This is a genomic window from Pseudomonas sp. P105 (assembly GCF_032614175.1).
In the GTDB taxonomy this organism is placed as follows: domain Bacteria; phylum Pseudomonadota; class Gammaproteobacteria; order Pseudomonadales; family Pseudomonadaceae; genus Aquipseudomonas; species Aquipseudomonas rhizophila.
Genome location: NZ_CP126693.1, coordinates 5,683,035 through 5,708,945, shown reverse-complemented (window position 1 = coordinate 5,708,945; position 25,911 = coordinate 5,683,035). Strand labels below are relative to the sequence as shown.

20 protein-coding genes and 1 tRNA gene are annotated in these 25,911 nt (G+C 58.9%); 3 read left to right on the top strand and 18 right to left on the bottom strand.

Going from position 1 to position 25,911, the window contains the following annotated elements:
• Positions 1-9: 9 nt before the first annotated feature.
• From QOM08_RS25660 to rpsU, 10 genes are all read right to left on the bottom strand, one after another.
• Positions 10-1,692, bottom strand: a complete 1,683-nt coding sequence (locus QOM08_RS25660) for a flavin monoamine oxidase family protein (RefSeq protein WP_310662951.1) — start codon at positions 1,690-1,692, stop codon at positions 10-12.
• Positions 1,693-1,965: 273 nt separating this feature from the next.
• Positions 1,966-2,427, bottom strand: coding sequence for an Lrp/AsnC family transcriptional regulator (locus tag QOM08_RS25655; RefSeq protein WP_316912289.1), 462 nt, complete (start codon positions 2,425-2,427; stop codon positions 1,966-1,968).
• A gap of 200 nt (positions 2,428-2,627) precedes the next feature.
• The gene (locus QOM08_RS25650) at positions 2,628-4,058 is read right to left on the bottom strand and encodes an alanine/glycine:cation symporter family protein (RefSeq protein WP_188251807.1); all 1,431 of its coding nucleotides are present in this window, start codon (positions 4,056-4,058) and stop codon (positions 2,628-2,630) included.
• Between the two features lie 1,149 nt (positions 4,059-5,207).
• Positions 5,208-5,450: a hypothetical protein gene (locus tag QOM08_RS25645; RefSeq protein ID WP_188251806.1), complete on the bottom strand. Its 243-nt coding sequence runs from the start codon at positions 5,448-5,450 to the stop codon at positions 5,208-5,210.
• Between the two features lie 10 nt (positions 5,451-5,460).
• Complete coding sequence (locus tag QOM08_RS25640) at positions 5,461-5,961, bottom strand: hypothetical protein (protein WP_171061306.1); 501 nt, start codon at positions 5,959-5,961, stop codon at positions 5,461-5,463.
• Positions 5,962-6,435: 474 nt separating this feature from the next.
• Positions 6,436-6,512: transfer RNA gene (locus QOM08_RS25635), tRNA-Ile, on the bottom strand.
• A gap of 15 nt (positions 6,513-6,527) precedes the next feature.
• The gene (locus QOM08_RS25630; RefSeq protein ID WP_316912288.1) at positions 6,528-10,271 is read right to left on the bottom strand and encodes a bifunctional diguanylate cyclase/phosphodiesterase; all 3,744 of its coding nucleotides are present in this window, start codon (positions 10,269-10,271) and stop codon (positions 6,528-6,530) included.
• 124 nt (positions 10,272-10,395) lie between these two features.
• The gene (gene rpoD, locus QOM08_RS25625; protein ID WP_047228083.1) at positions 10,396-12,243 is read right to left on the bottom strand and encodes an RNA polymerase sigma factor RpoD; all 1,848 of its coding nucleotides are present in this window, start codon (positions 12,241-12,243) and stop codon (positions 10,396-10,398) included.
• A gap of 67 nt (positions 12,244-12,310) precedes the next feature.
• A complete protein-coding gene (dnaG, locus tag QOM08_RS25620) occupies positions 12,311-14,269 on the bottom strand; it encodes a DNA primase (RefSeq protein WP_047228082.1) in 1,959 nt (652 codons plus the stop codon).
• Between the two features lie 476 nt (positions 14,270-14,745).
• Entirely contained in the window at positions 14,746-14,961 is a 216-nt protein-coding gene (gene rpsU, locus QOM08_RS25615) for a 30S ribosomal protein S21 (protein ID WP_002551877.1), read from the bottom strand.
• 199 nt (positions 14,962-15,160) lie between these two features.
• Between rpsU and tsaD the strand changes: the two genes are divergently transcribed.
• Positions 15,161-16,186 carry a tRNA (adenosine(37)-N6)-threonylcarbamoyltransferase complex transferase subunit TsaD gene (gene tsaD, locus QOM08_RS25610; protein WP_188251804.1) on the top strand — a complete coding sequence of 342 codons (1,026 nt, stop codon included), beginning with the start codon at positions 15,161-15,163 and terminating at the stop codon, positions 16,184-16,186.
• A 10-nt stretch (positions 16,187-16,196) separates the two neighbouring features.
• On the opposite strand, the gene plsY is transcribed toward tsaD, so the two are convergent.
• Positions 16,197-16,766, bottom strand: a complete 570-nt coding sequence (gene plsY / locus QOM08_RS25605; RefSeq protein WP_139049024.1) for a glycerol-3-phosphate 1-O-acyltransferase PlsY — start codon at positions 16,764-16,766, stop codon at positions 16,197-16,199.
• 74 nt (positions 16,767-16,840) lie between these two features.
• Here plsY and folB point away from each other — a divergent pair, with 74 nt between their 5' ends.
• Complete coding sequence (folB, locus tag QOM08_RS25600) at positions 16,841-17,194, top strand: dihydroneopterin aldolase (protein ID WP_316912287.1); 354 nt, start codon at positions 16,841-16,843, stop codon at positions 17,192-17,194.
• The gene (gene folK, locus QOM08_RS25595; RefSeq protein ID WP_316912286.1) at positions 17,185-17,712 is read left to right on the top strand and encodes a 2-amino-4-hydroxy-6-hydroxymethyldihydropteridine diphosphokinase; all 528 of its coding nucleotides are present in this window, start codon (positions 17,185-17,187) and stop codon (positions 17,710-17,712) included. The genes folB and folK overlap by 10 nt, the downstream gene beginning before the upstream one ends.
• A 107-nt stretch (positions 17,713-17,819) precedes the next feature.
• On the opposite strand, the gene QOM08_RS25590 is transcribed toward folK, so the two are convergent.
• From QOM08_RS25590 to apaG, 7 genes are all read right to left on the bottom strand, one after another.
• Positions 17,820-19,046 carry a multifunctional CCA addition/repair protein gene (locus tag QOM08_RS25590; protein ID WP_107322999.1) on the bottom strand — a complete coding sequence of 409 codons (1,227 nt, stop codon included), beginning with the start codon at positions 19,044-19,046 and terminating at the stop codon, positions 17,820-17,822.
• A gap of 63 nt (positions 19,047-19,109) precedes the next feature.
• Positions 19,110-20,675, bottom strand: a complete 1,566-nt coding sequence (locus tag QOM08_RS25585; protein ID WP_047228077.1) for a SpoVR family protein — start codon at positions 20,673-20,675, stop codon at positions 19,110-19,112.
• Entirely contained in the window at positions 20,672-21,943 is a 1,272-nt protein-coding gene (locus QOM08_RS25580; protein ID WP_047228076.1) for a YeaH/YhbH family protein, read from the bottom strand. The genes QOM08_RS25585 and QOM08_RS25580 overlap by 4 nt, the downstream gene beginning before the upstream one ends.
• A 113-nt stretch (positions 21,944-22,056) precedes the next feature.
• The gene (locus tag QOM08_RS25575; protein WP_047228075.1) at positions 22,057-23,979 is read right to left on the bottom strand and encodes a PrkA family serine protein kinase; all 1,923 of its coding nucleotides are present in this window, start codon (positions 23,977-23,979) and stop codon (positions 22,057-22,059) included.
• A gap of 299 nt (positions 23,980-24,278) precedes the next feature.
• Positions 24,279-24,608, bottom strand: coding sequence for a thiosulfate sulfurtransferase GlpE (glpE, locus tag QOM08_RS25570; protein ID WP_047228074.1), 330 nt, complete (start codon positions 24,606-24,608; stop codon positions 24,279-24,281).
• Positions 24,609-24,641: 33 nt separating this feature from the next.
• A complete protein-coding gene (locus tag QOM08_RS25565; RefSeq protein WP_107322998.1) occupies positions 24,642-25,520 on the bottom strand; it encodes a symmetrical bis(5'-nucleosyl)-tetraphosphatase in 879 nt (292 codons plus the stop codon).
• Positions 25,520-25,900: a Co2+/Mg2+ efflux protein ApaG gene (gene apaG, locus QOM08_RS25560; RefSeq protein WP_047228072.1), complete on the bottom strand. Its 381-nt coding sequence runs from the start codon at positions 25,898-25,900 to the stop codon at positions 25,520-25,522. The genes QOM08_RS25565 and apaG overlap by 1 nt, the downstream gene beginning before the upstream one ends.
• Positions 25,901-25,911: the final 11 nt, after the last annotated feature.

Genomic DNA, 25,911 nt, shown 5'->3' with positions numbered 1-25,911 from the left:
AAACTCCTTTTATTCGGGCAGGGCGATCGGACCGATTTCGTCGAACACGTCACCTGGCCCCGGGTTCTCGGGGTGAGTTTCACCGCCGAAGTGCTTCATGATTCCCCACACGGCATTGAGTGAGGTTTGTACCGCGCCCTCAACCCAGGCCGGTGTCCATGAGACGTCATCGCCGGCGATAAAGATCCCTCGCTGTTCGGCCGGCATGTCGTCCTGCATGAAATGGGCGTACATGCGCTGGTTGTAGCGATAGTGGCCGGGCAGAGCACCTTTGAATGCGCCGAGGAAATGCGGGTCGGCTTCCCAGGAGACGGTGATCGGATCGCCGATGATCCGTGCGGCGATGTCCACCTTGGGGTAAATCTTCTTCAAGGCGTCGAGCGCCAGCTTCACGCGTTTTTCCACCGGATGGGGGAGCATTTTCAGCGCATCGCTCATCCACGAGTAAGACAGGCAAATGACCCCCGGCTTGTCATCGCCATTGTCGAACAGATAGGTGCCACGGGTGAGGCGGTCGGTGAGGGTCATGCTCATCAGGTCGCGGCCGGTTTCCGGATCCTTGTCCTTCCAGAACGGCCGGTCGACCATCACGAAAGTCTTCGACGATTGCATGTAGCGGGTGCGATCCAGGGCCATCCACATTTTTTGCGAGAACAGCGCCTCTTCGCATTCGATCTGAGTGGTCAGCAGCCAGCTTTGGCAGGTGACCAGCACCGCGGCATATTCGCGGGTGTTGTCCCACACGTCGGTCACGCTGAACCGGCCATCGTCGGCACGCGCGATGCGCTTCACACCGCTGCGCGGGGCGCCCAGGTGCAACGAGTTGAGGCTGGTACCTTCTGGCCAGTGCGCGCAGCGCTCCGGCACATGCTTCCAGATGCCATGGGGCACCTGCTCGACGCCACCTACCACAAGATGCTGATGATCGTCGCAATTGGTCATCACCACGCGGAAGATTTCCAGCATCGAATTGGGAAAGTCCGAGTCCCAGCCGCCGGTGCCGAAACCCACCTGGCCGAACACTTCACGGTGCTGGAACGAGAGTTTGGCAAACGCCTTGGACGTGGCGACGAAGTCGTAGAAAGTGCGGTCGTCCCACAGGGGGACCAGGGTGTTCCACAGTGCCTTGAGGCGTGGCACGTCGCGGTCGCGAATCGCCTGCTGGATATCGCCGAAGCGCGAACCGTCCTCCAGCGCATCCGCCCAGGCGTCGGCCACTTCCTGGAACAATGCCGGCAGGTCGGCCAACTTTTGTGCGTAGTAGGTCTGGCCTTCCAGATCGATGACCGTGCTGCCCGAGGCCGGGGTCAAAGGGTTGGGAAACGGTTTGGTCTCCAGGCCCAGTTTGTCGACGTAGTGATAGAACGCCGTGGACGACACCGGAAACCGCATGCCCCCCAGCTCGGCTATGACACCCTCGGCGCCGTTGAACGCTTGTGAGCGCAGGCGCCCACCCATCTTCGACGCTTCGTAGACCACCGGCTTGAGGCCCAGCTTCATCAACTCGTAGGCCGCCACCAGACCGGCGATCCCGGCACCGACAATCGCGACTTCTGCCCCGTGGTTTTGGGCGGGAATACTGCCCAGGCCGGCGGGATGCTCGATCCAGTCGTCAAAAGCGAAAGGAAAGTCCGGCCCGAAAATGGTGATGGGCTTCTTGCCGTCTGCTGGGTGGCGATTGTTCTTGTTCATGGCTGACCTTGATTGGGCGACTCGACGCGGCTTTCGCGTCTGAGTATAGGAAAGATGCCAGCCATTCTAGAGAGGGTGAAACACGTTAATAAGACGCAATGTGTCGTCGTTCTGGATTGTTATCAGTCATTTTGATGCGTTGGTTAGTCGTAATGACGAGTTTGAGCCTGGTGAGTATGGACCTTCTGGTGAAGGCGGTGGGCGGTTACTGGGGAGGCGGGCTGTGCTCGGGTTTTCGTGAGCAAGCCCGCTCTGACAGGTAAGTCGCACCCTCTAGACCGGCTGCCCCCGATCGATCTTGCTGCTGAGGATGATCGAAGTGGTGGTTTTCTCCACCCCATCCACACTGCCAATCTGATCCAGTAACTGATCCAGCTGCTCCGGTGAATCCGTGCGCAGCCAGGCCACATAGTCGAATTCGCCGCTGACCGCACACAGTTGCTGGACCTGGGCCATCGCACTCAAGCGCCGCAGCACGTCCTTGCCGGAGCGCGGTTGAACCTTGATGCCGACGTAAGCCTGTAACCCGCCGTCTATCACCCGCTGCCCCAGACGCACGCCGTACCCGGTGATGACCTTGGTTTTTTCCAGCCGCGCCAGCCGCGAAGTCACGGTGGTGCGGGCGATGCCCAATTGTCGGGCGAGCATGGCGACGCTTTCCCGGGCATTGATTTGCAGGGCGGCAATCAGCTGGCGGTCGATTTCGTCGAGGACGGGAGGGCAGGTGTCAGACAAGATGGGCTCCGGCGTGGATATCGGTGGCTGGCATGTTACAGGCTCGCATGCCTTTGCCACCTACTCCATTTGGGATGCGCTCGGGAATGCCTGCCACCATGAGGTTGGTCATGGCGGCAGTATCCGCAGATTTGACGATGCTGGCATCAGCCCGTTTCAGATGCGGCCGCAGCCCGATTTAGGCGATGACCGGGCCGGGATCATTTCCAGCGATTGGTATCCCATGCCTTGCGGTCGAGATCGAGGTCGGGGAAATTTGCCGGATCGAAGACCGGCCTTGCCACACCGGCTTTCAACTGCGCGCGGAAGTCGTTGATCACCCGTATCGCAGTAGGGAACAGCATCAAAATCGCAATGAGGTTCACCAGTGCCAGAATGCCCATCATCGGATCTGAGAAGAAGAACACCGAGGTGGCGTTCGGGGCCGCGGCGCCGAGGAAAATCAAGCCCAGGATAAACACGCGCAGCACCAGCAGGGCCGGTTTGGATTTGGTGATGGCCGCCAGTGCGTTCTCACCCAGATAGACGTTATAGATGATGGACGAGAAGGCGAAGAGCAGGATCGCCAGGCTCAACGCGTAGCGCGACCACTCACCAAAATGGCTGGCCAGTGACTGTTGTGTCAGCACGACACCGTCGATACCTGTAGCACCGGCAACATAGACATCACCCAACAGGATGATGAAAGCCGTGCACGAGCAAATCACGATCGTGTCGATGAAAACCGAAAACGATTGGGTAATGCCCTGGCTGACCGGGTGATGTACCAACGCTGTCGCTGCAACGTTCGGTGCTGAACCAAGTCCAGCCTCGTTTGAGAACAGACCGCGGCGCAAGCCTTGTGCAATCGCAGCCCCCATGCCGCCGGCGATGGCTTCTTCATAGCCGAAGGCACTGGAGACGATGCGTACGAAGAGCGCCGGAATTTCACCGATGTTCATCACGATGACGATCAGGGCAAGCGCCAGGTAACCCAGCGCCATGACGGGCACCACGACATCGGCCGCCTTGGCGATGCGCTTGATTCCACCAAAGATCACAAAACCGGTGACAAGCACCAGGAGTGCCCCGGTCACAAGGCGGCTGATCCCGAACGAATCCTGCATCGCGCCGGCAACCGTGTTGCCTTGAAAGGCGTTGAAGCCAAGGCCGAACGCCGACAGCAGGCAGACTGCATAAACTATCGCCAGCCAGTTGTAGTTCGACCCGAGGCCGTGCCGGATATAGTCGGCTGGGCCGCCACGGAAGGAGTGTTCACCGTCGGTGCGCTTGTAGATCTGGGCAAGCGTACATTCGACGAGACTTGTCGCCATGCCGACGAGCGCGATGCACCACATCCAGAAAACCGCGCCGGGCCCACCGAGCGTGATCGCGACGGCTACACCGGCAATGTTTCCGCCGCCCACGCGGCCGCCCACGGATACGAGTAGCGCTTGTCGCGCGCTGAGGTTGTTGGGGTCACTGTTCTGGTTCTTCCCTGACAGCACGCGGAACATCCGGCCGAAGAATTCGAACTGGACGAAACCCGACATGATCGTGATGAACACTCCGAAGACCACGAGAATGGGTATGAGCGACCACCCCCACGTGAGGCTGTCGACATACCCAAACAGCGTTTGCAGGAATTCCATCTGTTTCTCCTATATTTCTTATTATCGGCGGAATCGCTCTCTTGAGCGTCCCGCGATCAGTTTATGCCTGGTTTTACATCCGATTTCGCGTCTTCGGACGTTTCGGTGCCGCCGATCGTTCCCGATCTGAAAACTCGCTATATGGCACCGTCGAGTCGTTCGAGGGCTAAACCGGCCTTTATCGCTGGCAGTGGCCGGGCCCTGGCGGGCGCAACTGTACTACAGAGCGGTAGTTTCGGCGCCCTGAGAGTTGTGTTTAATCCGTCTCAGGAGCTGTCCGACGCCTGTTCAGCGGGGACTACCAGTTTGATTCACTGAATGTCCGGTATAGGCGAAATTCACTATAGCTGGGCGGGTACATACCGCATGGATGACGCTCTTGTTGCGCGGTTTATGAAGACCTTGGGCCAGATCACACAGTCTCGCCACTCAAAAACGCAAAAGCCGCGCAATGCGCGGCTTTTTGTATGGTGGGCCCACACGGACTCGAACCGTGGACGAAAGGATTATGAGTTGCTGGGCGAGGTGCTATGCCTAGAGAAATCGTTCGAAGGTGAACGTAGGTTGGCATAGCTGGAGGGCCCGTAGTTACTGGTTTTGAGCGTAATTTTGAGAAGGTTGCTCAAGCTGAGTACTGGACCGTGGTTGTACTGATTTTGCGGACTTTGAGTTTCGCAATTCGCCCCGCAGTGAAATCTTCTCCCACGATCTTCTGTAGTGCCCCCGGGCTAATTCTCTCGCAGCTCCAGAACCACGTTCCATTCACAGATCAAGAAGCAAAACGCGGCTTGGTCTAAGGCATGCGTATCGTCTGACTTTAAAGGTTGGCGATTGCGGTGACCTTTCATGTGCGTTAGATCCGTGCTGTCTAGGATCAGAATTAGGCCGCGCCCGCAGAGTTGGCGAGGCTGGTCAATGTGGCATTACACATTTCCGACTGCACCTGGCCTGCGTTACAGCCGCCACCCATCATTTAGCAGTGATTTTTGGCGGCATCTAACCTACGTTAGGAGTTATCAGTATGTTCAAAGTAACCCCCAATCCGCCGGCAAGGTCCAACGCTAAGATCATCGATCAACGCGCTGTTGATCGACTGTTGTCCCATATGATTTTGGGTCAGAGACGGCACCGAGAAATCGTGCCAGGGCTTCAGTCCCCCTCCGTGAACCGGCGCCGCGTCAGGAAAAGCACCACGCCCAGCGGCACGGCCAGCAGTGCTAGCAGCTCCAGGTCAAAGCCCAGCACCTGCTGCTCACCAACCTTGAAGATGCTGACCAAGCCCGTTGCCAGCAGCGCCAAACCCAGCCACTTGCGCAGCGGGTATGGTTTCAGAAACTGAACGAGGATCGTGCCCAGTACCAGAAGGACTACAGTTTGCATGATGTAGGGCATGTGCAGTTCCTCAGTCCTTGATGACCAGCGTCACGACAGAGCGCTGTGGGCCAATCCCGCCATGGACCTCTCCCTCGATGCTGACCAGCACGTCACCTGCATGCAGGTTCGGCAAGGCCCCTTTGAGGTACCAGTTGACACCTGTCGTCACGACTGCGCCTGAAGCCCAGCCAATGAGCGGCCCGCCCAACGCACCTACCCTCCCGGCAACGCCACCTGAGGCCGCAGCAATTCCCTTGGCGACGTTGCCGCGCATAGTACTGATAGCATCGGCCTGCTGCCGGGTGAGGGGATTGGAAATGCAGACTGTCAGCAGGCATGGCAGGTTTCGAGCCTGCACTCGGTCGTACATATCGACGACCATGCTGTTGACTTGGTAATGGGCGCGTTTCGCTTCGCCAAAGTGCAGCTCGCGCAGGCGACCTCGGTCGCTTTCCATGAGGGTGATTCGAGACAGATTGAAGACGATCCCTTCTGCGGACCTGTACTGCGTGGTCTTCTCGAACTTCATGCGCGTATCCATTCGTGCAAAAAGACGATGATTTTCTACAAGCGGTGACTAAGATGCAAACGGTCTTTGATGTGAGGCCCCGGGGAATTTGACGTCTGCACGGGTCTCATCGCCAGCGAGCCAACTCCCCGGTAACAACACATCGAGCGCGTCGGTTTTGGAGACGTTAGGCCGAGGCGCCTCCGCACGAGGCACTGGCCGGGGTATGCTGTGACCGTGTAAAGCTCCGTCGACAACTTCTGCGTTGCGCTGAGGGTTAAGGGCGTGCAATCAAACTGCAATCGCGGAATCCCGCCGCAAGGTGTCTAGAGAATCCGGGGCGATTCAGGATAACGGGATGGATCTCCCGTAGATATACGCATCGTCTGAATCGATGAGCGCTTGGGGGGACACTTTGTGGACACGGCAGCGGGTCGAAGTACCACTTTTTTCTCTGGGAGAAAACGAAAGCCGCGCAATGCGCGGCTTTGGAGTTGGTGGGCCCACACGGACTCGAACCGTGGACCAAAGGATTATGAGTCCTCTGCTCTAACCAACTGAGCTATAGGCCCTCAGTAGGCCGCGGATTATAGCGACGGTTTCTCGGCTGTGCTATCCGAAAAATCCGATACGGTCATACGAAGAAACGTTGCGGCGAACTCTTCGGCGCACAGGGGCAGGCTGACGATGTAGCCCTGGATCTGTTCGCACCCTTCTTCAGCCAGGAATTGTTGTTGGGCCAGGGTCTCGACGCCTTCGGCGATGATGGTGAATTGCATACTGCGGCCCAGCGCGATGATTGCCCGCACGATGGCCACGTCGTGCGGGTCATCGGGCAGGCCACGGACGAAGGACTGGTCGATCTTGAGGAAGTCCAGTGGCAAACGCTTGAGATAGCTCAGGGAGGAGTAACCGGTGCCGAAGTCGTCTATCGCCAGTTGCACACCGAGTTTTTTCAGCTGGTGCAGCACCGCGAGGGCTTCTTCGGCCTGGCTCATGATGAAGTTTTCGGTAATTTCCAGTTGCAACAAGCCGGGCTTGAGGTGGTGCTCACGCAGCAACTGTTCGATACGCCCCAGCAGGTTGGGTTGGCGCAATTGGGCTCCGGCAAGGTTGACCGACAGCGGGCCGAGGCTTTCGTAGGCGTCGTTCCATTCGGACAGTTGTCGACAGGCATGTTCCAGTACCCAGTCGCCAATCTGCAGGATCATGCCGTTTTCTTCGGCCAGGGGGATGAAATGCTCCGGCGGTACGTCGCCAAATGTGGGGTGGGTCCAGCGAATCAGCGCCTCGGCGCCCACCAGGCGATTGTCGGCAAGGCTGAATTTGGGTTGGAAGGACAACGATAATTCGTTGCGCTCGATGGCGCGTCGCAACTCGTGTTCCAGTGCCACCCGCTCACTGGCCTGGGCGGTGAGGTCGCGGGTGTAGCTTTCAACCCGGTTGCGGCCCTTGGCCTTGGAACGGTACATCGCCGCATCGGCATTCTTGACCAGCGTGGCGACGTCGCAGCCATCCTGCGGGTACAGGCTGGTGCCGATGCTGGCGCTGATGAAAAACTCATGTTCACCGGCCTGGAACGGTGCGGCAAAGCAATTCAACAGTTTTTGGGCAATGTGTTCGGCGTCGCTGGGTTGTTGCAGGCCTGGCAGCAAGATGATGAATTCGTCACCCCCCAGGCGCGCCACGGTATCGATATCGCGCAACTGCTCGCGCAGGCGCACGGCGATACCCTTGAGCAGCAGATCTCCCACCGGGTGTCCCAGGCTGTCATTGATGTGCTTGAAACGGTCCAGGTCCAGGAACAGCACCGCACCCTGGCCGCCATCTTCCTGCTGGCTGTTGAGCGCCGTCAGTAATCGGCTTTCGAACAATGTGCGATTTGGCAGGCCGGTGAGCGGGTCGTGGTGCGCCTGGTAATCGAGTCGGGCCTGGGCGTGCTTGAGGCTGGAAATATCAGCAAAGACCGCAACGAAATGGGTGATTTCCCGATCCCGGTTACGCACCGCGCTGATGGTCAGCCAACTGGGATACAACTCGCCGTTTTTACGCCGGTTGGAAATCTCCCCCTGCCAGTGTCCCTCGGCGGTCAACTGGTGCCACATCGCGGCATAGAACGCACTGTCATGCAGGCCGGAAGCCAACAGCCGCGGCGTGTGACCCAAGGCTTCGGTTTCGCTATAGCCGGTGATCTCGCTGAAGGCGCGGTTCACCGCGCTGATGTGCTGTTGTGTATCGGTGATCAGCACGCCTTCGGCAGTGCTTTCGAATACGGTGGCTGCCTGTTGCAGTTTTTCCTGCATCAGGTGGCGTTCGGTGATGTCCCGGGCGATGGTCAGCATGCAGTCTTCGTTGCCGATGGGCAGAGGGCGGCTGGACACTTCGCAGAGCCTTATCTGCCCATCGTTACGGCGGATATGACATCTGAAGTCCCTGACATAACCGTCTCGTTGCAATTGGTCGAGCATCTGTTTGCGCTCATTGAGGTTGACCCAGATACCCAGGTCCAGGGTGGAACGGTCCACCGACAAGGCGCTATTGAAACCGGTAATACGGCTGAAGCCTTCGTTGACCTCAATCAGCAGGCCGTCGCTTTGCCGGGACAGTAGCAGGCCGTCGGGCGAGGCATGAAAAGCCTTGGCGAACTTCTCTTCGGAAGTCTGCAGCTGCTGCTGGGTTTCCTTGAGCTGGCTGATATCACGGACTACCACGACCAGGGCTGGGGTGGTGTCGAGGTCGAAGGGTTCGGCCGATATCAGCCCGGTGAACACCTGGCCATTGCTGCGGCGAAAAGGCATCTCCAGATTGCGGATGCTGCCGGCCTGTAATCGTTGCAGCAGGCCCGGGCCGACGTCCTGGATGCCCCAGATGTTCAGTTCGGTCGCGGTTTGGCCCACCACCTCTGCGGCGCTCAGGCCAATCTGCTCCTCGAAGGCTTTGTTGACCTCCAGCAGGCAACCGTCCATCAGGCGCGCTATCACCAGGATGTCCGGGCATTGACGGAATACCGAGGAGAATTTTTGCTCGGAGAGGCGCAGCGCTTCCTCGGTGCGTTTGGCTTCGCTGATGTCGATCATCAACCCGCGCATCACCGGTTCGTGGCCGTGTTCGATCAGGCTGACAATGTCGCGCACCCACAGGCAGCGGCCGTCAGCGGTGATCACGCGGTAATCAATGCAATGGTCCCGGCCCGCCAGCACTTCATGCTCACAATAGCTCTGGGCGCGGATCAGGTCGGCAGGATGAATGATGTTGCGCCAGAACCCTGGAATCAGCCAGTGGGAGAGGGGATAACCGAGCAGATCTTCGGCGTGAGGCGACACGTAGCTGTAGGTGAAGTCACTGACCCTTGCCTCCCAGGCAATTGCTGAAAGGCTCTCCACCAGCCCGCGGTAGTGGTATTCGCTGCTGCGCAGTTCTTGTTCCAGATCAACTCGTCGCGCGATCTCTGAGCTGAGGCGGCGATTGATGCGAATCACCGCCGCAAGGACACCGCTCAAGAGGAGCAGCGCAGGCAAGCCGTAAACCAGCAGGTCTGACCAGAACCTTCGGTAATCTCGGACATTGCCGACCCATTTCTCCTGGATTTCGCTGATCTGGGCCGGGCTCATGTCCGCTATCACCTTGTCCAGGATACCCACCAGTATCCTGTTCTCCCGGGGGACGCCCATGGCCAGTTGATATCGATAGGGTGTTTCTCCGCTGACATAGAGCCCGTCAAGCTTGAGTTGGCGCAGGCTCCAGACACTGGAAGCCAGGTCGCCCACCACCGCATCCACTTTATCTGTGGCCAAGGCTTGCAAGGCTGAGCTGACATTGGGCAGCGCCACCAGATTCAGGTCTGGATGGTGGTTGCGCAACAGTTCGTGGGGCGCATAGTTTTCCACCACGGCGATTTTCAGCCCGTACAAATCCTCAAGGTTATGAGGTTCTGCGCCGCCATGATGGGCCAGGATGACGATGGGAAAGTCCAGATATGGGCGGGTGAAAGCCAGGTAGTTCTGACGTTCGGGCGTGGACATGATGCCGGGTAAAAGATCGATTTTGCCCTGTGCGACCTGCTCCAGCACCATCGTCCAGCTGACGGGCTCGATAGGCGTGAGCGTGACAGCCAGCCGCTCGCGGATAACATCCACGTAGTCGGCGGCCAGGCCCTGATACCGCCCCTGATCGTCGCGAAACTCGAACGGTGGCCAGGAGGCGTCGACACCCAGGCGCAGGTCGGGGTGGTCCTTGAGCCAGCGGCGCTCTTCGTCGGTGAGCGTCAGCGCGCCAGCCGTTGCGGTCCAGCTCATCAATGACAGCAAAATCACGGCCGTCAGTCTGGGCATCACGGTCTCGTCATGGCTTGGGGAGGATGTTTCGAGTGTAGACGGGCAATAGGGCGGGGGGGCGTAGCGGGGGGATTTTATCTGCACATAACAAAACCCCCGGCAGGGCCGGGGGTTTTTAACATCACTCGTCGAGGAAGGAGCGCAGGTGCTCGCTTCGCGTCGGGTGGCGCAATTTGCGCAAGGCCTTGGCCTCGATCTGACGAATCCGCTCGCGGGTTACGTCAAACTGCTTACCGACTTCCTCAAGGGTGTGGTCGGTATTCATGTCGATGCCGAAACGCATGCGCAGTACCTTGGCTTCACGGGCAGTGAGGCCGGAGAGCACTTCGCGAGTCGCTTCCTTGAGACTCTCAACGGTGGCGACATCGATCGGCGACTGCATGGTGGAGTCTTCGATGAAGTCACCCAGATGGGAGTCTTCGTCATCACCGATCGGGGTTTCCATGGAGATCGGCTCTTTGGCGATCTTCAATACCTTGCGGATTTTGTCCTCAGGCATTTCCATGCGTTCGCCCAGCTCTTCCGGAGTCGGTTCACGACCCATCTCCTGCAACATCTGCCGGGAAATGCGGTTGAGCTTGTTGATGGTCTCGATCATGTGCACCGGAATACGGATGGTGCGGGCCTGGTCGGCGATCGAGCGAGTGATCGCCTGACGGATCCACCAGGTGGCATAAGTCGAGAACTTGTAGCCGCGACGGTATTCGAACTTGTCCACCGCTTTCATCAGACCGATGTTGCCTTCCTGGATCAAATCGAGGAATTGCAGGCCGCGGTTGGTGTACTTCTTGGCGATGGAGATCACCAGACGCAAGTTCGCTTCGACCATCTCTTTCTTCGCGCGGCGGGCCTTGGCCTCACCGATCGACATGCGACGGTTGATGTCCTTGATCTCGGCGACGGTCAGGCCGGTTTCGGCCTCCAGCGCGGTCAGCTTCTGCTGGCAACGAATGATGTCCGGTTGCAGGCGGGCAATGGCTTCAGCGTATTTGCTTTTGCCTTTGGCCAGTGCATCGGTCCAGCTTTCGTCGACTTCGTGGCCAGGGAACTGACGCAGGAAATCAGCACGTGGCATGCGGGCATCACGCACGCACAGTTGCATGATCGCGCGCTCTTGCTGACGCAGACGATCCAGGGCGCCGCGGACACGCTCGACCAGGCCTTCGAACTGCTTTGGCACCAGTTTGATCGGCATGAACAGCTCGGCCAGTGCCAACAGCTCGGCAATTGCCTGCTTGTTGTTGCGGCCATGCTTCTTCAGCGCCTTGCGGGTGATTTCCATCTGGTCGGCCACAGCGCCGAAACGCTGGGCTGCGATGACCGGGTCCGGACCGCTTTCGGCTTCTTCTTCGTCGTCACTGGCTTCGGCGTCGTCGTCATCGGTGTCGTCGTCGGCCTTGGCGGCTTTCGCGTCGATCGGCGGCGGCACTTCGGCTGCAGGCGGCGCGATACCGTCGTCCGGGTCGATGTAACCGCTCAGGACGTCGGACAGGCGGCCACCTTCGGTGGTGACGCGGGTGTACTCGGAGAGAATATGGTCAACCGTGCCAGGGAAGTGCGCGATTGCGCCCATCACTTCGCGGATGCCTTCTTCAATGCGCTTGGCGATTTCGATTTCGCCTTCACGCGTGAGGAGCTCTACCGTACCCATTTCACGCATGTACATGCGCACGGGGTCGGTGGTGCGACCAATGTCGGTCTCGACCGCTGCCAACGCTGCGGCCGCTTCTTCAGCGGCCGCCTCGTCGGTATCGGCGTCGGCCAGCATAAGGGCATCCTTATCTGGAGCAACCTCGAATACGTTGATCCCCATGTCGTTGATCATGCGGATGATGTCTTCCACCTGTTCCGGATCTGAAATATCCTCCGGCAGGTGGTCGTTGACCTCCGCGTAAGTCAGGTAGCCCTGCTCACGACCCAATAGGATCAACTCTTTGATACGAGACTGCTGTTGCGCTTTTCCGGACATAACACCCTATCCACTGAAGGTCTTGGCGGGCAAAAAACAAGCCGAGGATTATACCTGAGCTGTGACCTCACGCGCCAGTTGAGGTCGGGTTTGATGCGCAAACATTGCGGCTGAGTAAGTCGCGCAATTGGTTTTTCTCTTCGCTGGTCAACTCGCTCTGGCGAGCTTTTCGCAGAAGTTGTTCCAGATTTCGCTCGCGTTGGCGGGCGGACAAGCTAGTAATGGTGTCGAAAAACTGTTGTTCAAGGTTGTCTCCATCAATCAACCATTCCTTCTCGGCCAGGGCCTTCAACAGGCGCCCTTGTTCGGTGCCGTGCCATCGGGCGATCAACTGGAAAGAGTTAAGTTTGGGGTTCTTCTGCACGGCTTCAAGGAGTGCGATCAGCAATTGCGTATTGCTGTGGTCCTCGGCGGCGAAGTGCCCGGCGTCCTCGACCTTTTCAGCCAGTTGCGGGTGGTGCAGCAAAGTCCGCAGGGCGGCCAGTGTTGGTGGTTCGACGGCGGCCGGCACGCGCGGGGCACGTGGCTGGTCGCGATCGCCGCGCTTACCGTTCTTGTCCCAGGGTTTTTTGTCCCATTTCTTGCCGCCGCTGCCCGGTTTCTTGGGTGTCCATTCCTGCGCAGGCGCGTAGTCCTGCTGAGGTTGATGATAGTCGGCGAAATCCGGCATCGCGTCGTAATCAATGCCTGGGTCGTAAGCCGGCGGTGCTTCCTGGGGGGCGCTGTGGACCAGTTGATTGACCGCTTCGCTGTTCAGGCCGGTGATTTCGGTCAGACGCTGGCGCATCAGTGTGCGCAAGTTGGCGCCGGGTACCTTGTCGATCAGCGGTGCCGCGAGGGTGGCCATATGAGCCTTGCCTTCGAGGGAGCGTGGATCGGCTTCTTCGGTCAACTGCTGGAAAAAATAATCGGCCAGCGGTTGCGCGTGCTGGTTGATCCGCGCACGGAAAGCATCGGTGCCTTCGGAGCGCACCAGGGTATCCGGGTCCTCGCCCTCGGGTAAAAACAGAAAGCGCGCTCGCCGCCCATCCTGCAGGCATGGCAATGTCGCTTCCAGTGCTCGCCAGGCGGCATTGCGGCCGGCCTGATCGCCGTCGAAGCAGAACAGCACGCTGGGCACGACGCGAAACAGGCGCTTCATGTGCTCTTCGCTGGTGGCGGTGCCCAGGGTAGCAACGGCATTGCGCAAACCTTGCTGGGCCAGGGCGATCACGTCCATGTAACCTTCGACGACGATGATTTCGTCGAGGTTGCGGTTGTTCTTGCGCGCTTCGTACAGCCCGTAGAGTTCCTGTCCTTTATGGAATACCGGGGTCTCCGGGGAGTTCAGATACTTGGGTTTGTCGTCGCCCAGGACCCTGCCGCCAAACGCGATGATCCGTCCGCGCGTGTCACGGATCGGGAACATTACCCGGTCGCGGAAGCGATCATAGCGCTTGCCGGTTTCGGCATTCTCGATCAGCAGGCCGGCGTCGATCATCGCGCGCTGCTGCAAGGTGTCGCTGCTTAAGTGCTTATACAGATTGTCCCAGCCGGGCGGGGCAAAGCCGAGGCCGAAATCCCGGGCGATTTCCCCGGTCAGGCCGCGGCCCTTGAGATAATCCACGGCTGCCTTGCGGGCAGGATGGCTTTTGAGGGCCTGGCGATAAAAATCGGCCGCCGCGGTCAGCAATGGGTAGAGCGGCGAGTCGGTGGGTTGGCGCGGTTTGTGCGCTCGGCCACTTTCCTCGCGGGGAATTTCCATGCCGGCGGCTTTGGCCAGTTCTTCGACAGCCTGGGGGAAGTCCAGGTTGTCGTGGTCCATGATGAAGCCGAGGGCATTGCCGCCAGCGCCACAGCCGAAACAGTAGTAAAACTGTTTGTCGGGGCTGACGCTGAAGGACGGGGTCTTTTCCTTGTGGAACGGGCAGCAGGCCGTGTAATTCTTGCCGGCTTTTTTCATTTGCAGGCGAGAGCTGACCACATCGACGATGTCGGTGCGGTTCAGGAGGTCGTCAATAAAGCTCTGGGGAATCAGCCCGGCCATGGCGTTCTCATCATCACTGCGCGAAATATGGACCCGAAATCAGCAGGCGTAACCGACTCTTGGTCTTGAGGCACGGTAAAACGGTGGCTCGACCGGGTCGTCTGCATCATCGCTGTCGGGAAGTGTATCTGCCGATAGTCCACTGACGTTAATCACTAATCAGTATTCGACTGTTTGAATATGTTGCGCTGAGTCCGGTAACGGCCGTTCAGGCCTCGGATCATCAGGCGGGCACGCAAGCAGGTGCCTTGGGCTGATCGTCGTTAGAGGAATCAGGGTGTGCTCGTCAGTAGCCTTGGAAGGCTCGTCAGAAGAGACGTGCACCGCTGGCAAAAGAGCCAGGTCTGACGTGGTAAAGCAGGTTGTCTCGGTCGCATGTGCGACTTTGACAGTGAAGCATCAAGCGTTTTCCGCAAATGCCATAAGCCCGGCTTGAGGGCCGGGCTTGGCAGAAGCTTGCTACGGACGTCTGTGTATTAGTACAGACGTACGGCGCGGCGCTGTTCGCGCTGAACTTTCTTGGCGTGACGCTTAACAGCGGCTGCTGCTTTGCGCTTACGCTCGGAAGTCGGCTTCTCGTAGAATTCGCGGCTACGAACTTCAGCCAGAACACCGGCTTTTTCGCAGGAGCGCTTGAAACGACGCAGAGCTACGTCGAAGGGTTCGTTCTCTTTTACTTTGACGGCTGGCATCCAGAGCTACCTTCATTCATTACCGGGGTCAACATCCTCGCGGCAAAAGAGCACTTGAAGACGTCGGTTTTTAAGGGTTGCGGATGTTAACCCCTCATCGCTCGGAATGCAAAGCCTCTGATCGAAAACCGCTGGTCGGGGCACAACGCGACGACTATTATGCGCGCCTTCGAATTCAGCCTCTACAAGGCGCAAACCCATGCTAGTACTGGGATTAGAAACCTCCTGCGACGAAACCGGTGTCGCATTATACGACAGTGAACGCGGCCTGTTGGCCGATGCGCTGTTCAGCCAGATCGACCTGCACCGCGCCTATGGCGGCGTGGTGCCCGAGCTTGCGTCCCGCGATCACGTCAAGCGCATGCTGCCCTTGATTCGCCAGGTCCTGGCCGAGGCCGGCTGTGTGCCGACCGAGATCGACGCCATTGCCTACACCGCCGGGCCGGGCCTGGTGGGCGCGCTGCTGGTGGGTGCTTCCTGTGCCCAGGCGCTCGCCTTCGCCTGGGGTATCCCGGCCTTGGGTGTGCATCACATGGAAGGTCATTTGCTGGCGCCGATGCTGGAGCCGCAACCGCCGGAGTTTCCGTTCGTCGCTTTGTTGGTCTCTGGCGGTCATACCCAGTTGGTCCGGGTCGATGGCATCGGCCAATACGAACTGTTGGGGGAAACCCTGGACGACGCTGCCGGTGAAGCTTTCGACAAGACCGCGAAGATGATGGGCCTCAATTACCCGGGCGGACCGGAAATCGCACGGTTGGCGGCCCAAGGAGTGGAAGGGCGTTTCGTCTTCCCGCGGCCGATGTGTGACCGCCCCGGTCTGGATTTCAGCTTCAGCGGCCTGAAAACCTTCGCCCTGAACACCTGGCAGCAATGCGTCAGCGCCGGAGACGACGGCGAGCAAGCCCGTTGCGACATCTCGCTGGCGTTCCAGCAGGCGGTGGTGGAGACTTTGACCATCAAGTGCAAGCGCGCCCTGAAACAGGCCGGACTCAAGCGTCTGGTGATCGCTGGCGGAGTCAGTGCGAACAAGGCTTTGCGCGTGTCACTAGAGAACATGCTTGGCAGCATGAACGGCGACGTTTACTACGCCAGGCCGGAGTTCTGCACAGATAACGGGGCGATGATTGCCTTCGCCGGATGCCAGCGTTTGCAAGCCGGCCAGCACGAAAGCCTGGCAATCAGCGTGCAGGCGCGCTGGCCCATGGAGCAGTTGTCACCGCTGTAGGGCGTATGGATTAAAAATGCCGTTCGCGCCCGGCAAACAGGTCGCGTAGATTGCCCCGGTGGCGCCAGACGATCAGTGCAACGAGTGCGGTTACCGGCAGCAAGGCCGCCGGCTCCTGCCAGGCCAGCAATGGCAGGATCAGCGGTGTGGCGATCAGGGCGGCCAGGGAGCTGGTGCGGGTCAGGTAGAACGTCAGCAGCCAGGCAGCGACGGCCAGCAGGGCGGCGGGGGGATACAGACCCAGCAGCATGCCGGCGGCGGTGGCGACGCCCTTGCCGCCGCGAAAGCGAAAGTACAGCGGGAACAAGTGACCCATGACCGCGCAGACACCGATCCAGGCCTGTTGCTGCAACGAAAGTCCTGCAAGATTGGCGAGCAGAACCGGGACAAGGCCTTTGCAGAGGTCGCCAAGCAAGGTCAGGATGGCAAGTTTGCGTCCGGCCAGGCGCAGCATGTTGGTGGCGCCGGCATTGCCCGAGCCACTCATTCGCGGATCCGGGCGACCGGTCAGGCGGCTGAGCAAAATGGCGAAGGACAGCGAGCCGAGCAGGTAGGCGAAAGTCGCCAGTAACCAAAACATGCTAACTATTCCGGGCGAGGACGCCCTGATTCTAACGGCGCATTGCGCCCTTGTCGTGCTGCGGAGAAGAGTGCTTGGACAGAGTGTTTATCGAAGGCCTGGAAGTCGACACGGTCATTGGTGCCTACGACTGGGAGCGCGGCATCCGCCAGTGTCTGCGGCTGGATCTGAGTTTCGCCTGGGATAACCGTCCGGCCGCCGCCGGCGATGACCTGACCCTGGCGCTCGACTACGCCAGCGTATCGTCGCGCATCCAGGCATTTGCCGAGCAAGCCCAGTTCCAATTGGTCGAGACCTTTGCCGAACGACTGGCCCAGGCGCTGATGGACGAGTTCAAGATTACCTGGTTGCGCCTGAAAGTGACCAAGCCCGGCGCTGTGCCGACCGCCAGTGGCGTGGGCGTGGAGATCGAGCGCGGATGTCGCTGACTCAGGTTTTTCTCGGGCTCGGCAGCAATATCGAGCGCGAAGCCCACTTGTGCGCAGGTCTTGAAGCCCTTGCCGGTTTCCTGGTGGACATACGCTGTTCGGCGGTATTCGAGAGCCAGCCGGTGGGGATCAAGAGCGGGCCTTTCTTCAATTTCGTCGTAGCTGCCTACACGGATCTGCCGCTGATGGAGCTGGACCGTCGCCTCAAGTTCATCGAGGCAGACAACGGTCGTTATGCGCCGGACCGTAAAGGGCTGCCGCTGGATATCGACGTGTTGTTGTATGGCGAGCAGGTCGGCAATTTCGACGGCTTGATCCTGCCCCGCGCCGAAATTCTCAAGAACGCCTTTGTCCTGTGGCCATTGTCGTTGATTGCACCCGATCGGATACATCCTGGCGTAGGCAAAAGCTTCGCGACTTTGTGGGATGAGTCGCAGATTGACCAGGTGTTGGCTCCGGTGGCTTTTGAATGGCGGGGTGTACCGCTCACGCCTTTGGAGCTGCTGTCAGGTCGCTGACGTCATCGCGAGCAGCCTCGCTCCGACATTGCGCCTGAGCGGCCCGCGATGCCTGTGGGAGCGAGCCTGCTCGCGATGGCCGAGATGCAAGCCGACACAAAGCTTTCTCAGCTCGCCGCGTCTTTATACGCTTTCAATGCCCGAAGACGCTCACGCTTAATCGCCTCGCCCAATTCAGGTCCCTTGAAGCCTTTTTCCAGCAAGGGCTGCACCGCTACTCCGCGTGCGGCCGCTGCCGCTCCACGCAGGTAATCTGCCTGTGGATAACTTCGACTCTCCAGGCCCTTGCGGCCACGCGCATCCATCTCGCATGCAGCGATGAATTCCTCGAAGCGCTGGGGGCGGCGATACACGTCAAAACTCTGCAACAGCTCAAGCAAAGTGGAGGCCTTCAGCTCAAGCGCACGATGGCCGTGGGTATGGTATTGACCGACCAATAAAGCCAACTCCTGACAGTCGCGTGGAGCCTTGAAACGTTCATTGACCGCCTTGATCAGCTTCAGGCCCGTGTGTTCATGGGCGATATGCCGGGGCCATTCGTGCGCGGGTGTCAGGCCTTTGCCCAAGTCATGCAGCAGGCACGCCCAACGAACTGTCAGGGGTTGTTCATGCAGCGCGGCCTGCTCCAGCACGCTCAGGGTATGGACGCCGGTGTCGATTTCAGGGTGATGGGCCTCGGGTTGCGGCACGCCGAACAGTGCATCCACCTCGGGCATCAAGACTTTGAGGGCTGTGCAATCGCGCAGGACTTGGATAAACACCTGCGGTTGTTTTTCCATGAGAGCGCGGGAAATTTCTTTCCAGCTGCGCTCGGCGGTCAAGGCTTGCAGTTCGCCCGAGTCGCTGAGCTGGCGCATCAGTTCCAGGGTTTCGTCCGCCACTTTGAAACCCAGCGGAGCATAACGCGCGGCAAAGCGGGCAACCCGCAGGACCCTGAGGGGATCTTCGGCGAACGCGGGGGAAACATGGCGTAGCAGGCGGGCTTTGAGATCGCGTTGGCCGTGGTACGGGTCGGTAAGATTGCCATGGTCATCTTCGGCCATGGCGTTGATCGTCAGGTCCCTGCGGATCAGGTCTTCTTCGAGGGTCACTTCAGGGCTGGCGTGGAACACGAAGCCGCCATAACCGCGGCCACTTTTGCGTTCGGTGCGGGCGAGGGCGTATTCCTCCCCGGTCTTGGGATCAAGGAATACCGGAAAGTCAGCTCCCACCGGGCGAAAGCCCTTGGCGAGCATGTCCTCGGCCGTAGCCCCCACCACGACCCAATCAATGTCGGTGACAGGAATGCCCAGCAGGCGATCGCGAACGGCGCCGCCGACTTTATAGATCTGCATAAAAAACCTCCGTTGGTCTGACAGGATAACCTTTGCGCCAGGCCTTCGGAGGTGAAAACGGGTTCAAAGATGAATGACAGCCAGGTCCAACCGGCCATAATCTCCTTCGGTTTGCTCGGTTCGGGGGGGCACGTGATGGGTTTTCATCACCTGCTCGCCTTGCAGGGTTTCGAGATGGATGTCGAACCCCCAGAGGCGGTGCAGGTGCTTGAGGACTTCATCGGTTGAGTCGCCCAACGGTTTGCGATCATGCGCCTGATGGCGCAGCGTCAGCGAGCGATCGCCCCGGCGATCGATGCTGTAGATCTGAACGTTGGGTTCGCGGTTGCCCAGGTTGTATTGCGCCGCCAGTGTCTCGCGGATGACGCGATAACCGCTTTCATCGTGGATGGCAGGCACCAGCAGGTCATCTTTCTGGTCATCATCGAGGATGCTGAACAGTTTCAGGTCGCGGATGACCTTGGGCGAGAGGTACTGGAGGATGAAGCTCTCGTCCTTGAAGCTGCTCATGGCGAATTTGATAGCGGACAACCAGTCCGAGCCGGCGATGTCCGGGAACCAGCGCCGATCCTCCTCTGTGGGGTTTTCACACATGCGCCGGATATCGCGGTACATGGCAAAGCCCAGTGCATAAGGGTTGATGCCGCTGTAATACGGGCTGTCGAAACCGGGCTGGAACACCACGCTGGTGTGGGACGTGAGGAACTCCATCATAAAACCGTCGGTGACCAGGCCTTCGTCGTACAGGTCGTTCATGAGCGTGTAATGCCAGAACGTGGCCCAGCCTTCGTTCATGACCTGGGTCTGGCGTTGCGGATAAAAATATTGAGCGATCTTGCGCACGATGCGCACGATCTCCCGCTGCCACGGCTCCAGCAGCGGCGCGTGTTTTTCAATGAAATAGAGGATGTTTTCCTGAGGCTCGGCAGGGAAGCGCGCGTTGTCTTTCTCGCTGTACTTGTCCGCCCCTTTGGGAATGGTGCGCCACAGATCGTTGATCTGCTTTTGCAGATGTTCTTCGCGATCCTTTTGACGCCGGCGTTCTTCTTCGGCGGAAATCGGATACGGTCGTTTGTAGCGGTCCACGCCGTAGTTCATCAGCGCGTGGCAGGAGTCCAGCAGGTCTTCCACGGCATCGATGCCGTGACGCTCCTCGCATTGCATGATGTATTGCTTGGCAAATACCAGGTAATCGATGATCGAGCTGGCATCGGTCCAGGTGCGAAACAGGTAATTACCCTTGAAGAAGCTATTGTGGCCGTAGCAAGCATGGGCCACCACCAAGGCCTGCATGCAGATGGTGTTTTCTTCCATCAGGTAGGCGATGCAAGGGTCGGAGTTGATCACGATCTCATATGCCAACCCCATCTGGCCGCGGCTGTAGGACTTCTCGGTACTGAGGAAGTGCTTGCCGTAGGACCAGTGGTGATAGCCCAAAGGCATGCCGACCGACGCGTAGGCGTCCATCATCTGCTCGGCGGTGATCACCTCGATCTGGTTCGGGTAAGTGTCCAGGGCATAACGGTCCGCGATACGGCTGATTTCCCGGTCGTAGGCCTGGATCAGCTCGAACGTCCATTCGGAGCCGGTGGAGATGGGTTGACGCTTCTGCTCTTTTTTGGCGGTCATGTCACTAACCTGCGCTGGAAGAGTTCACGGAAGACCGGGTAGATGTCCCCGGCCGAGACCAGTTGCTGCTGGGCAAATGTGTCGGAAAACGCTTCGGCAATGCGTTCATATTCGTACCACAAGGCCTGATGTTCCCGTGGAGTAATTTCCACATAGGTGTAGTACTGGACGAACGGCATGATCTGGTTAATCAGGATGTCGCGGCAAATGGGTGAATCATCGTTCCAGTTGTCGCCGTCGGACGCTTGGGCTGCATAGATGTTCCATTCATTGGCCGGATAGCGTTCGGCCATGATTTCCTGCATCAGCTTCAGGGCACTGGAAACGATCGTGCCGCCGGTTTCCCGGGAATAGAAGAACTCCTCTTCGTCCACTTCCCTGGCGCTGGTGTGGTGGCGGATGAACACCACATCGATCTTGTCGTAGTTCCGTTTGAGGAACAGGTACAACAGGATGAAGAACCGCTTGGCAATATCCTTGGTGGCCTGGGTCATGGACCCCGACACGTCCATCAGGCAGAACATCACGGCCTTGGAGCTGGGGTTGGGTTGTTTCACCAGCAGGTTGTACTTGAGGTCGAAGGTATCGAGAAATGGCACACGGTGAATCCGCGCGCTAAGTTTTTCGATCTCCGCTTCCAGCTCCTGAATATCGCCAAAATTGTCGGGTTCTTCGCGCTTCAGGCGGGCGAGCTCCTCCTTTGTCTCGCGCAACTTTGCCCGGCTGCTGCCAGACAGCGCGATGCGCCGGGCATGGGCCGAGCGAAGCGTACGGATAATGTTGATACGCGAAGGATTGCCTTCATTGCTGATGCCGGCGCGCACCGTCTTGAACGTATCGGTGCCGGTCAGATTGCGCTTGACCAGATTCGGCAGCTCAAGGTCCTCGAACATGAACTCCAGGAATTCCTCCTGGGTAATCTGGAACACGAATTCATCCATGCCCTCGCCGGAGTTGCCGGCCTTGCCCGGACCTCTCCCGCCACCTCCGCCTTGCGGGCGCGGAATGTGTTCGCCGCTGGTGAATTCCTTGTTGCCGGGATGCACGACAGTCTGTTTGCCGCCACGCCCGTGGTGAAGCACCGGCTCGTCGATGTCGCGTCCGGGGATGCTGATCTGCTCGCCATGTTCCATGTCGGTAATGGAACGGCGACTGACCGCCTCTTCGACGGCCTTCTTGATGTGGTCACGGTAACGCCGCAGAAACCGCTGGCGGTTCACCGTGCTTTTGTTCTTGCCATTAAGGCGTCGGTCGATCACATAGCTCATAGGTGGCCCTCTGGGCAGCTTCAAGTTCTCAGCTTCAAGCTGCAAGCCGCAAGCGCAGGGACGGTGAGCGCCCCTGCAGCTCATGGCTTGAAGCTTGCCGCTGCTTCACTGCCTCACTGCGATTTCCGGACCCGCAGGTACCACTCGGAGAGCAGTCGTACCTGTTTGTCGGTGTAGCCACGTTCGACCATGCGTGTGACGAAGTCGTTGTGTTTTTGCTGGTCCTCCTTGCTGGCCTTGGCGTTGAAACTGATGACTGGCAGCAGGTCTTCGGTATTGGAGAACATTTTCTTCTCGATGACCACCCGCAGCTTTTCGTAGCTGAGCCAGGTCGGGTTCTTGCCGTTGTTGTTGGCTCGGGCCCGCAAGACGAAGTTGACGATTTCGTTGCGGAAATCCTTGGGGTTGCTGATCCCTGCCGGTTTCTCGATTTTTTCCAGTTCCTCGTTCAGCGCCACGCGGTTGAGGATTTCGCCGGTTTCCGGATCGCGGTATTCCTGATCCTGGATCCAGAAGTCCGCGTAAAGCACGTAGCGATCGAAGATGTTCTGCCCATATTCGCTGTAGGACTCCAGGTACGCGGTCTGGATTTCCTTGCCGATGAACTCGATATAACGCGGAGCCAGATACTCCTTCAGGAAGCGCAGGTAACGCTCGCGGGTTTCCGCCTGGAACTGTTCCTGCTCGATCTGCTGTTCCAGCACATACAGCAGGTGAACCGGGTTGGCTGCGATCTCGTGTGGATCGAAGTTGAAGACCTTGGACAGGATCTTGAAGGCAAACCGTGTGGACAGACCATTCATCCCTTCGTCGACCCCCGCGTTGTCGCGGTATTCCTGGATCGACTTGGCCTTCGGATCAGTGTCCTTGAGGTTCTCACCATCATAGACGCGCATCTTCGAATAGATGTTGGAGTTTTCCGGCTCCTTCAGGCGCGACAGCACCGTGAACTGGGCAAGCATCTTCAGTGTGTCGGGGGCGCAGTGGGCCTTGGACAACGAGCTGTTGAACAGCAGCTTGTCGTAGATCTTGACCTCATCGGTGACTCGCAGGCAGTAGGGCACCTTGACGATGTAGATCCGGTCGATGAAGGCTTCGTTGTTCTTGTTGTTGCGGAAGGTGTGCCATTCCGATTCGTTGGAGTGCGCCAGCAGGATGCCGCTGAACGGAATCGCCCCGAGGCCTTCAGTGCTGTTGTAGTTGCCTTCCTGGGTTGCGGTCAGCAGGGGGTGCAGCACTTTGATGGGCGCCTTGAACATTTCGACGAATTCCATCAGGCCTTGGTTGGCCCGGCACAGCGCACCCGAATAGCTGTAGGCGTCGGCGTCGTTTTGAGGAAACTCTTCCAGCTTGCGGATATCGACCTTGCCCACGAGGGCCGAAATGTCCTGGTTGTTTTCATCCCCCGGTTCGGTCTTGGCCACCGCGATCTGGTTGAGGATCGAAGGGTAGAGCTTGACCACCCGGAACTGGCTGATGTCACCGCCGAACTCGGCCAGGCGCTTGGTGGCCCATGGCGACATGATGGTATTGAGGTAGCGGCGCGGAATACCGAAGTCTTCCTCCAGAATCGCGCCATCTTCGGTAGCGTTGAACAGCCCCAGGGGGGATTCGAACACTGGAGAACCCTTGATGGCGTAGAAGGGCACCTTTTCGATCAGCTCCTTGAGCTTCTCGGCCAGGGACGATTTACCGCCGCCGACGGGACCAAGCAGGTACAGGATCTGTTTCTTTTCTTCCAGACCCTGAGCTGCATGGCGGAAATAGGACACGATCTGGTCGATGCACTCTTCCATGCCATGGAAGTCCTGGAAGGTCGGATAGCGGCGAATCACCTTGTTGGAAAAGATCCGCGAAAGCCTCGAATTGGCCGAGGTATCCAGCAGTTCCGGTTCTCCGATTGCCAGCAACAGGCGTTCCGCAGCCGATGCGTAGGCGCTGCGGTCCTGCTTGCAGAGATCGAGGTATTCCTGCAGCGAGTATTCCTCCTGCCGCGTGGACTCGAAACGTTGCTGGAAGTGGCTAAAAATACTCATGACGTCACCTCGCTCGATACGTGGAGCCGGTGTCGGATCAATCAGTCGATGCTGGTCGGCCGCTGGGAACCCAGCTGCCGTTTACCCCCCAGAATGCTTTCAGAAATGCCGTCTCCTGAAAGCTGTCTCCCGATGAACCCGCGCGCCGGTGTACCGGCTCTCCCCTGTTTTGGATGGCCTGAGGCTAAGGATAGTTCGGAATCGGAGAGGTAAAGGTTGAATGCGTAATTAGTTGTGGCAGACCGTTCGTCCGCCATCACCCAAACCCGCGGTTCACGTGGGCTTGGGCGTCATAAAAATTATTCCGGGTTACCTGGGGCTGTTTCTGCAGGATAAGTCGTGCGCCACAGCTCAAAACCGCCGTCCAGGCTATAGACATCGGAGAAGCCTTGGCTGACCAGGTAAGCGGCTGCGCTCTGGCTGGAGTTGCCGTGATAACAGACCACCACTACGGGGGCATCGAGGTCCGCATTGCGGATGAAATCGGAGAGGGAGTGGTTATCCAGATGGGTCGAGCCGCTGATGTGCAGGGCGGCGAAGGTGGCCGGATCTCGAACGTCGACGACAACCGCGCCTGTTTCACGCAGGGCCTGGGCCTGCTCTGGGGGGATGCGTTTAAAAGCGGTCATTTGGGACTCCTGTAGCCTGACGCGCGGCACCGATCAAACGATGGTAGCGGCCGTTACTGATGCAATGGTCGGATGATGAAGGGATTTGGCGTGACCCTGTTCGTCACACTCGCAACGCAGTTGCTCGCCAGAGTCGACGTTCATCAGCGTCATCGCGCTACCCCATACGCATCCGGTGTCGAGGGCGAAAACCCCAGGTTCGTCGGATTGGCCTTCCAATGCCGCCCAGTGCCCGAAAATGATCTTCAGGTTACGGGTCTTGCGCTCTTTGTGTTTGAACCAAGGGGCGTAGCCAGGTGGCGCGGTCTCGATGCCTTCCTTGCCCTTGAGGTCCAGCTTACCGTCGCGGGTGCAGAAGCGCATGCGGGTGAAATAATTGGTGATGACTCGCAGACGGGCGGTGCCGGTGAGATCGTTGTCCCATTTGACCGGTTCATTGCCGTACATGCCATCCAGGTAGGGGCCGAACAGGTTGTCGTCGCGCAGCGCGTGTTCGACTTCGCCGGCGTACTTGAGCGCCTTGCGCAAGGACCACTGGGGTGGGATGCCGGCGTGCACCAGCGCCAGATTGCGTTGCTCGTCGTAGTGCATGAGCTTTTGCAGGCGCAGCCATTCCAGCAGCTCGACGCAATCGGGAGCATCGAGGATCTCGCTCAAGGTATCGGATTTTTTCAGGCGTTCGATGTTCTGCCAGGCGGCCAGCAGGTGCAGGTCGTGATTGCCGAGCACGCAGACCAGCGAATCGCGGATGTTGTAGAGAAAGCGCAAGGTCTCAAGCGATTGCGGGCCGCGATTGACCAGATCGCCCACCAGCCACAGCGTGTCTTTCTGTGGGTCGAAGGCGACCCGTTCCAGCAGGCATTTGAGCGGGTCCAGGCAACCTTGCAGATCGCCGACCGCATACGTCGCCATCAGTGCAGGGCTCCGGGTACCGCCAGGCGAAACGGCTTGATGATCGCGTCGAAACGCGTGCCGTCCTCCGCCAGCATCTGGTACGTGCCCTGCATGGTGCCGACCTTGGTCGTCATGACCGTCCCGCTGCTGTAGCTGTGGCTTTTTCCAGCGTCGATCAGCGGTTGCTGACCGACCACACCCTCGCCCCGCACGTGCTCAACATGACCATCGCCGTCGGTGATGACCCAGTGGCGTGATAGCAGTCGGGCTGGCAATGAGCCGTTGTTGCTCACGGTAATGGTATAGGCGAAGGCGAAACGGTTGTGCTCGGGTTGCGACTGTTCTGCCAGAAAGCGGGTGGCGACGCTGACGTCGACCTGATAACGAAGATCGGACATGCAAAAAGGCC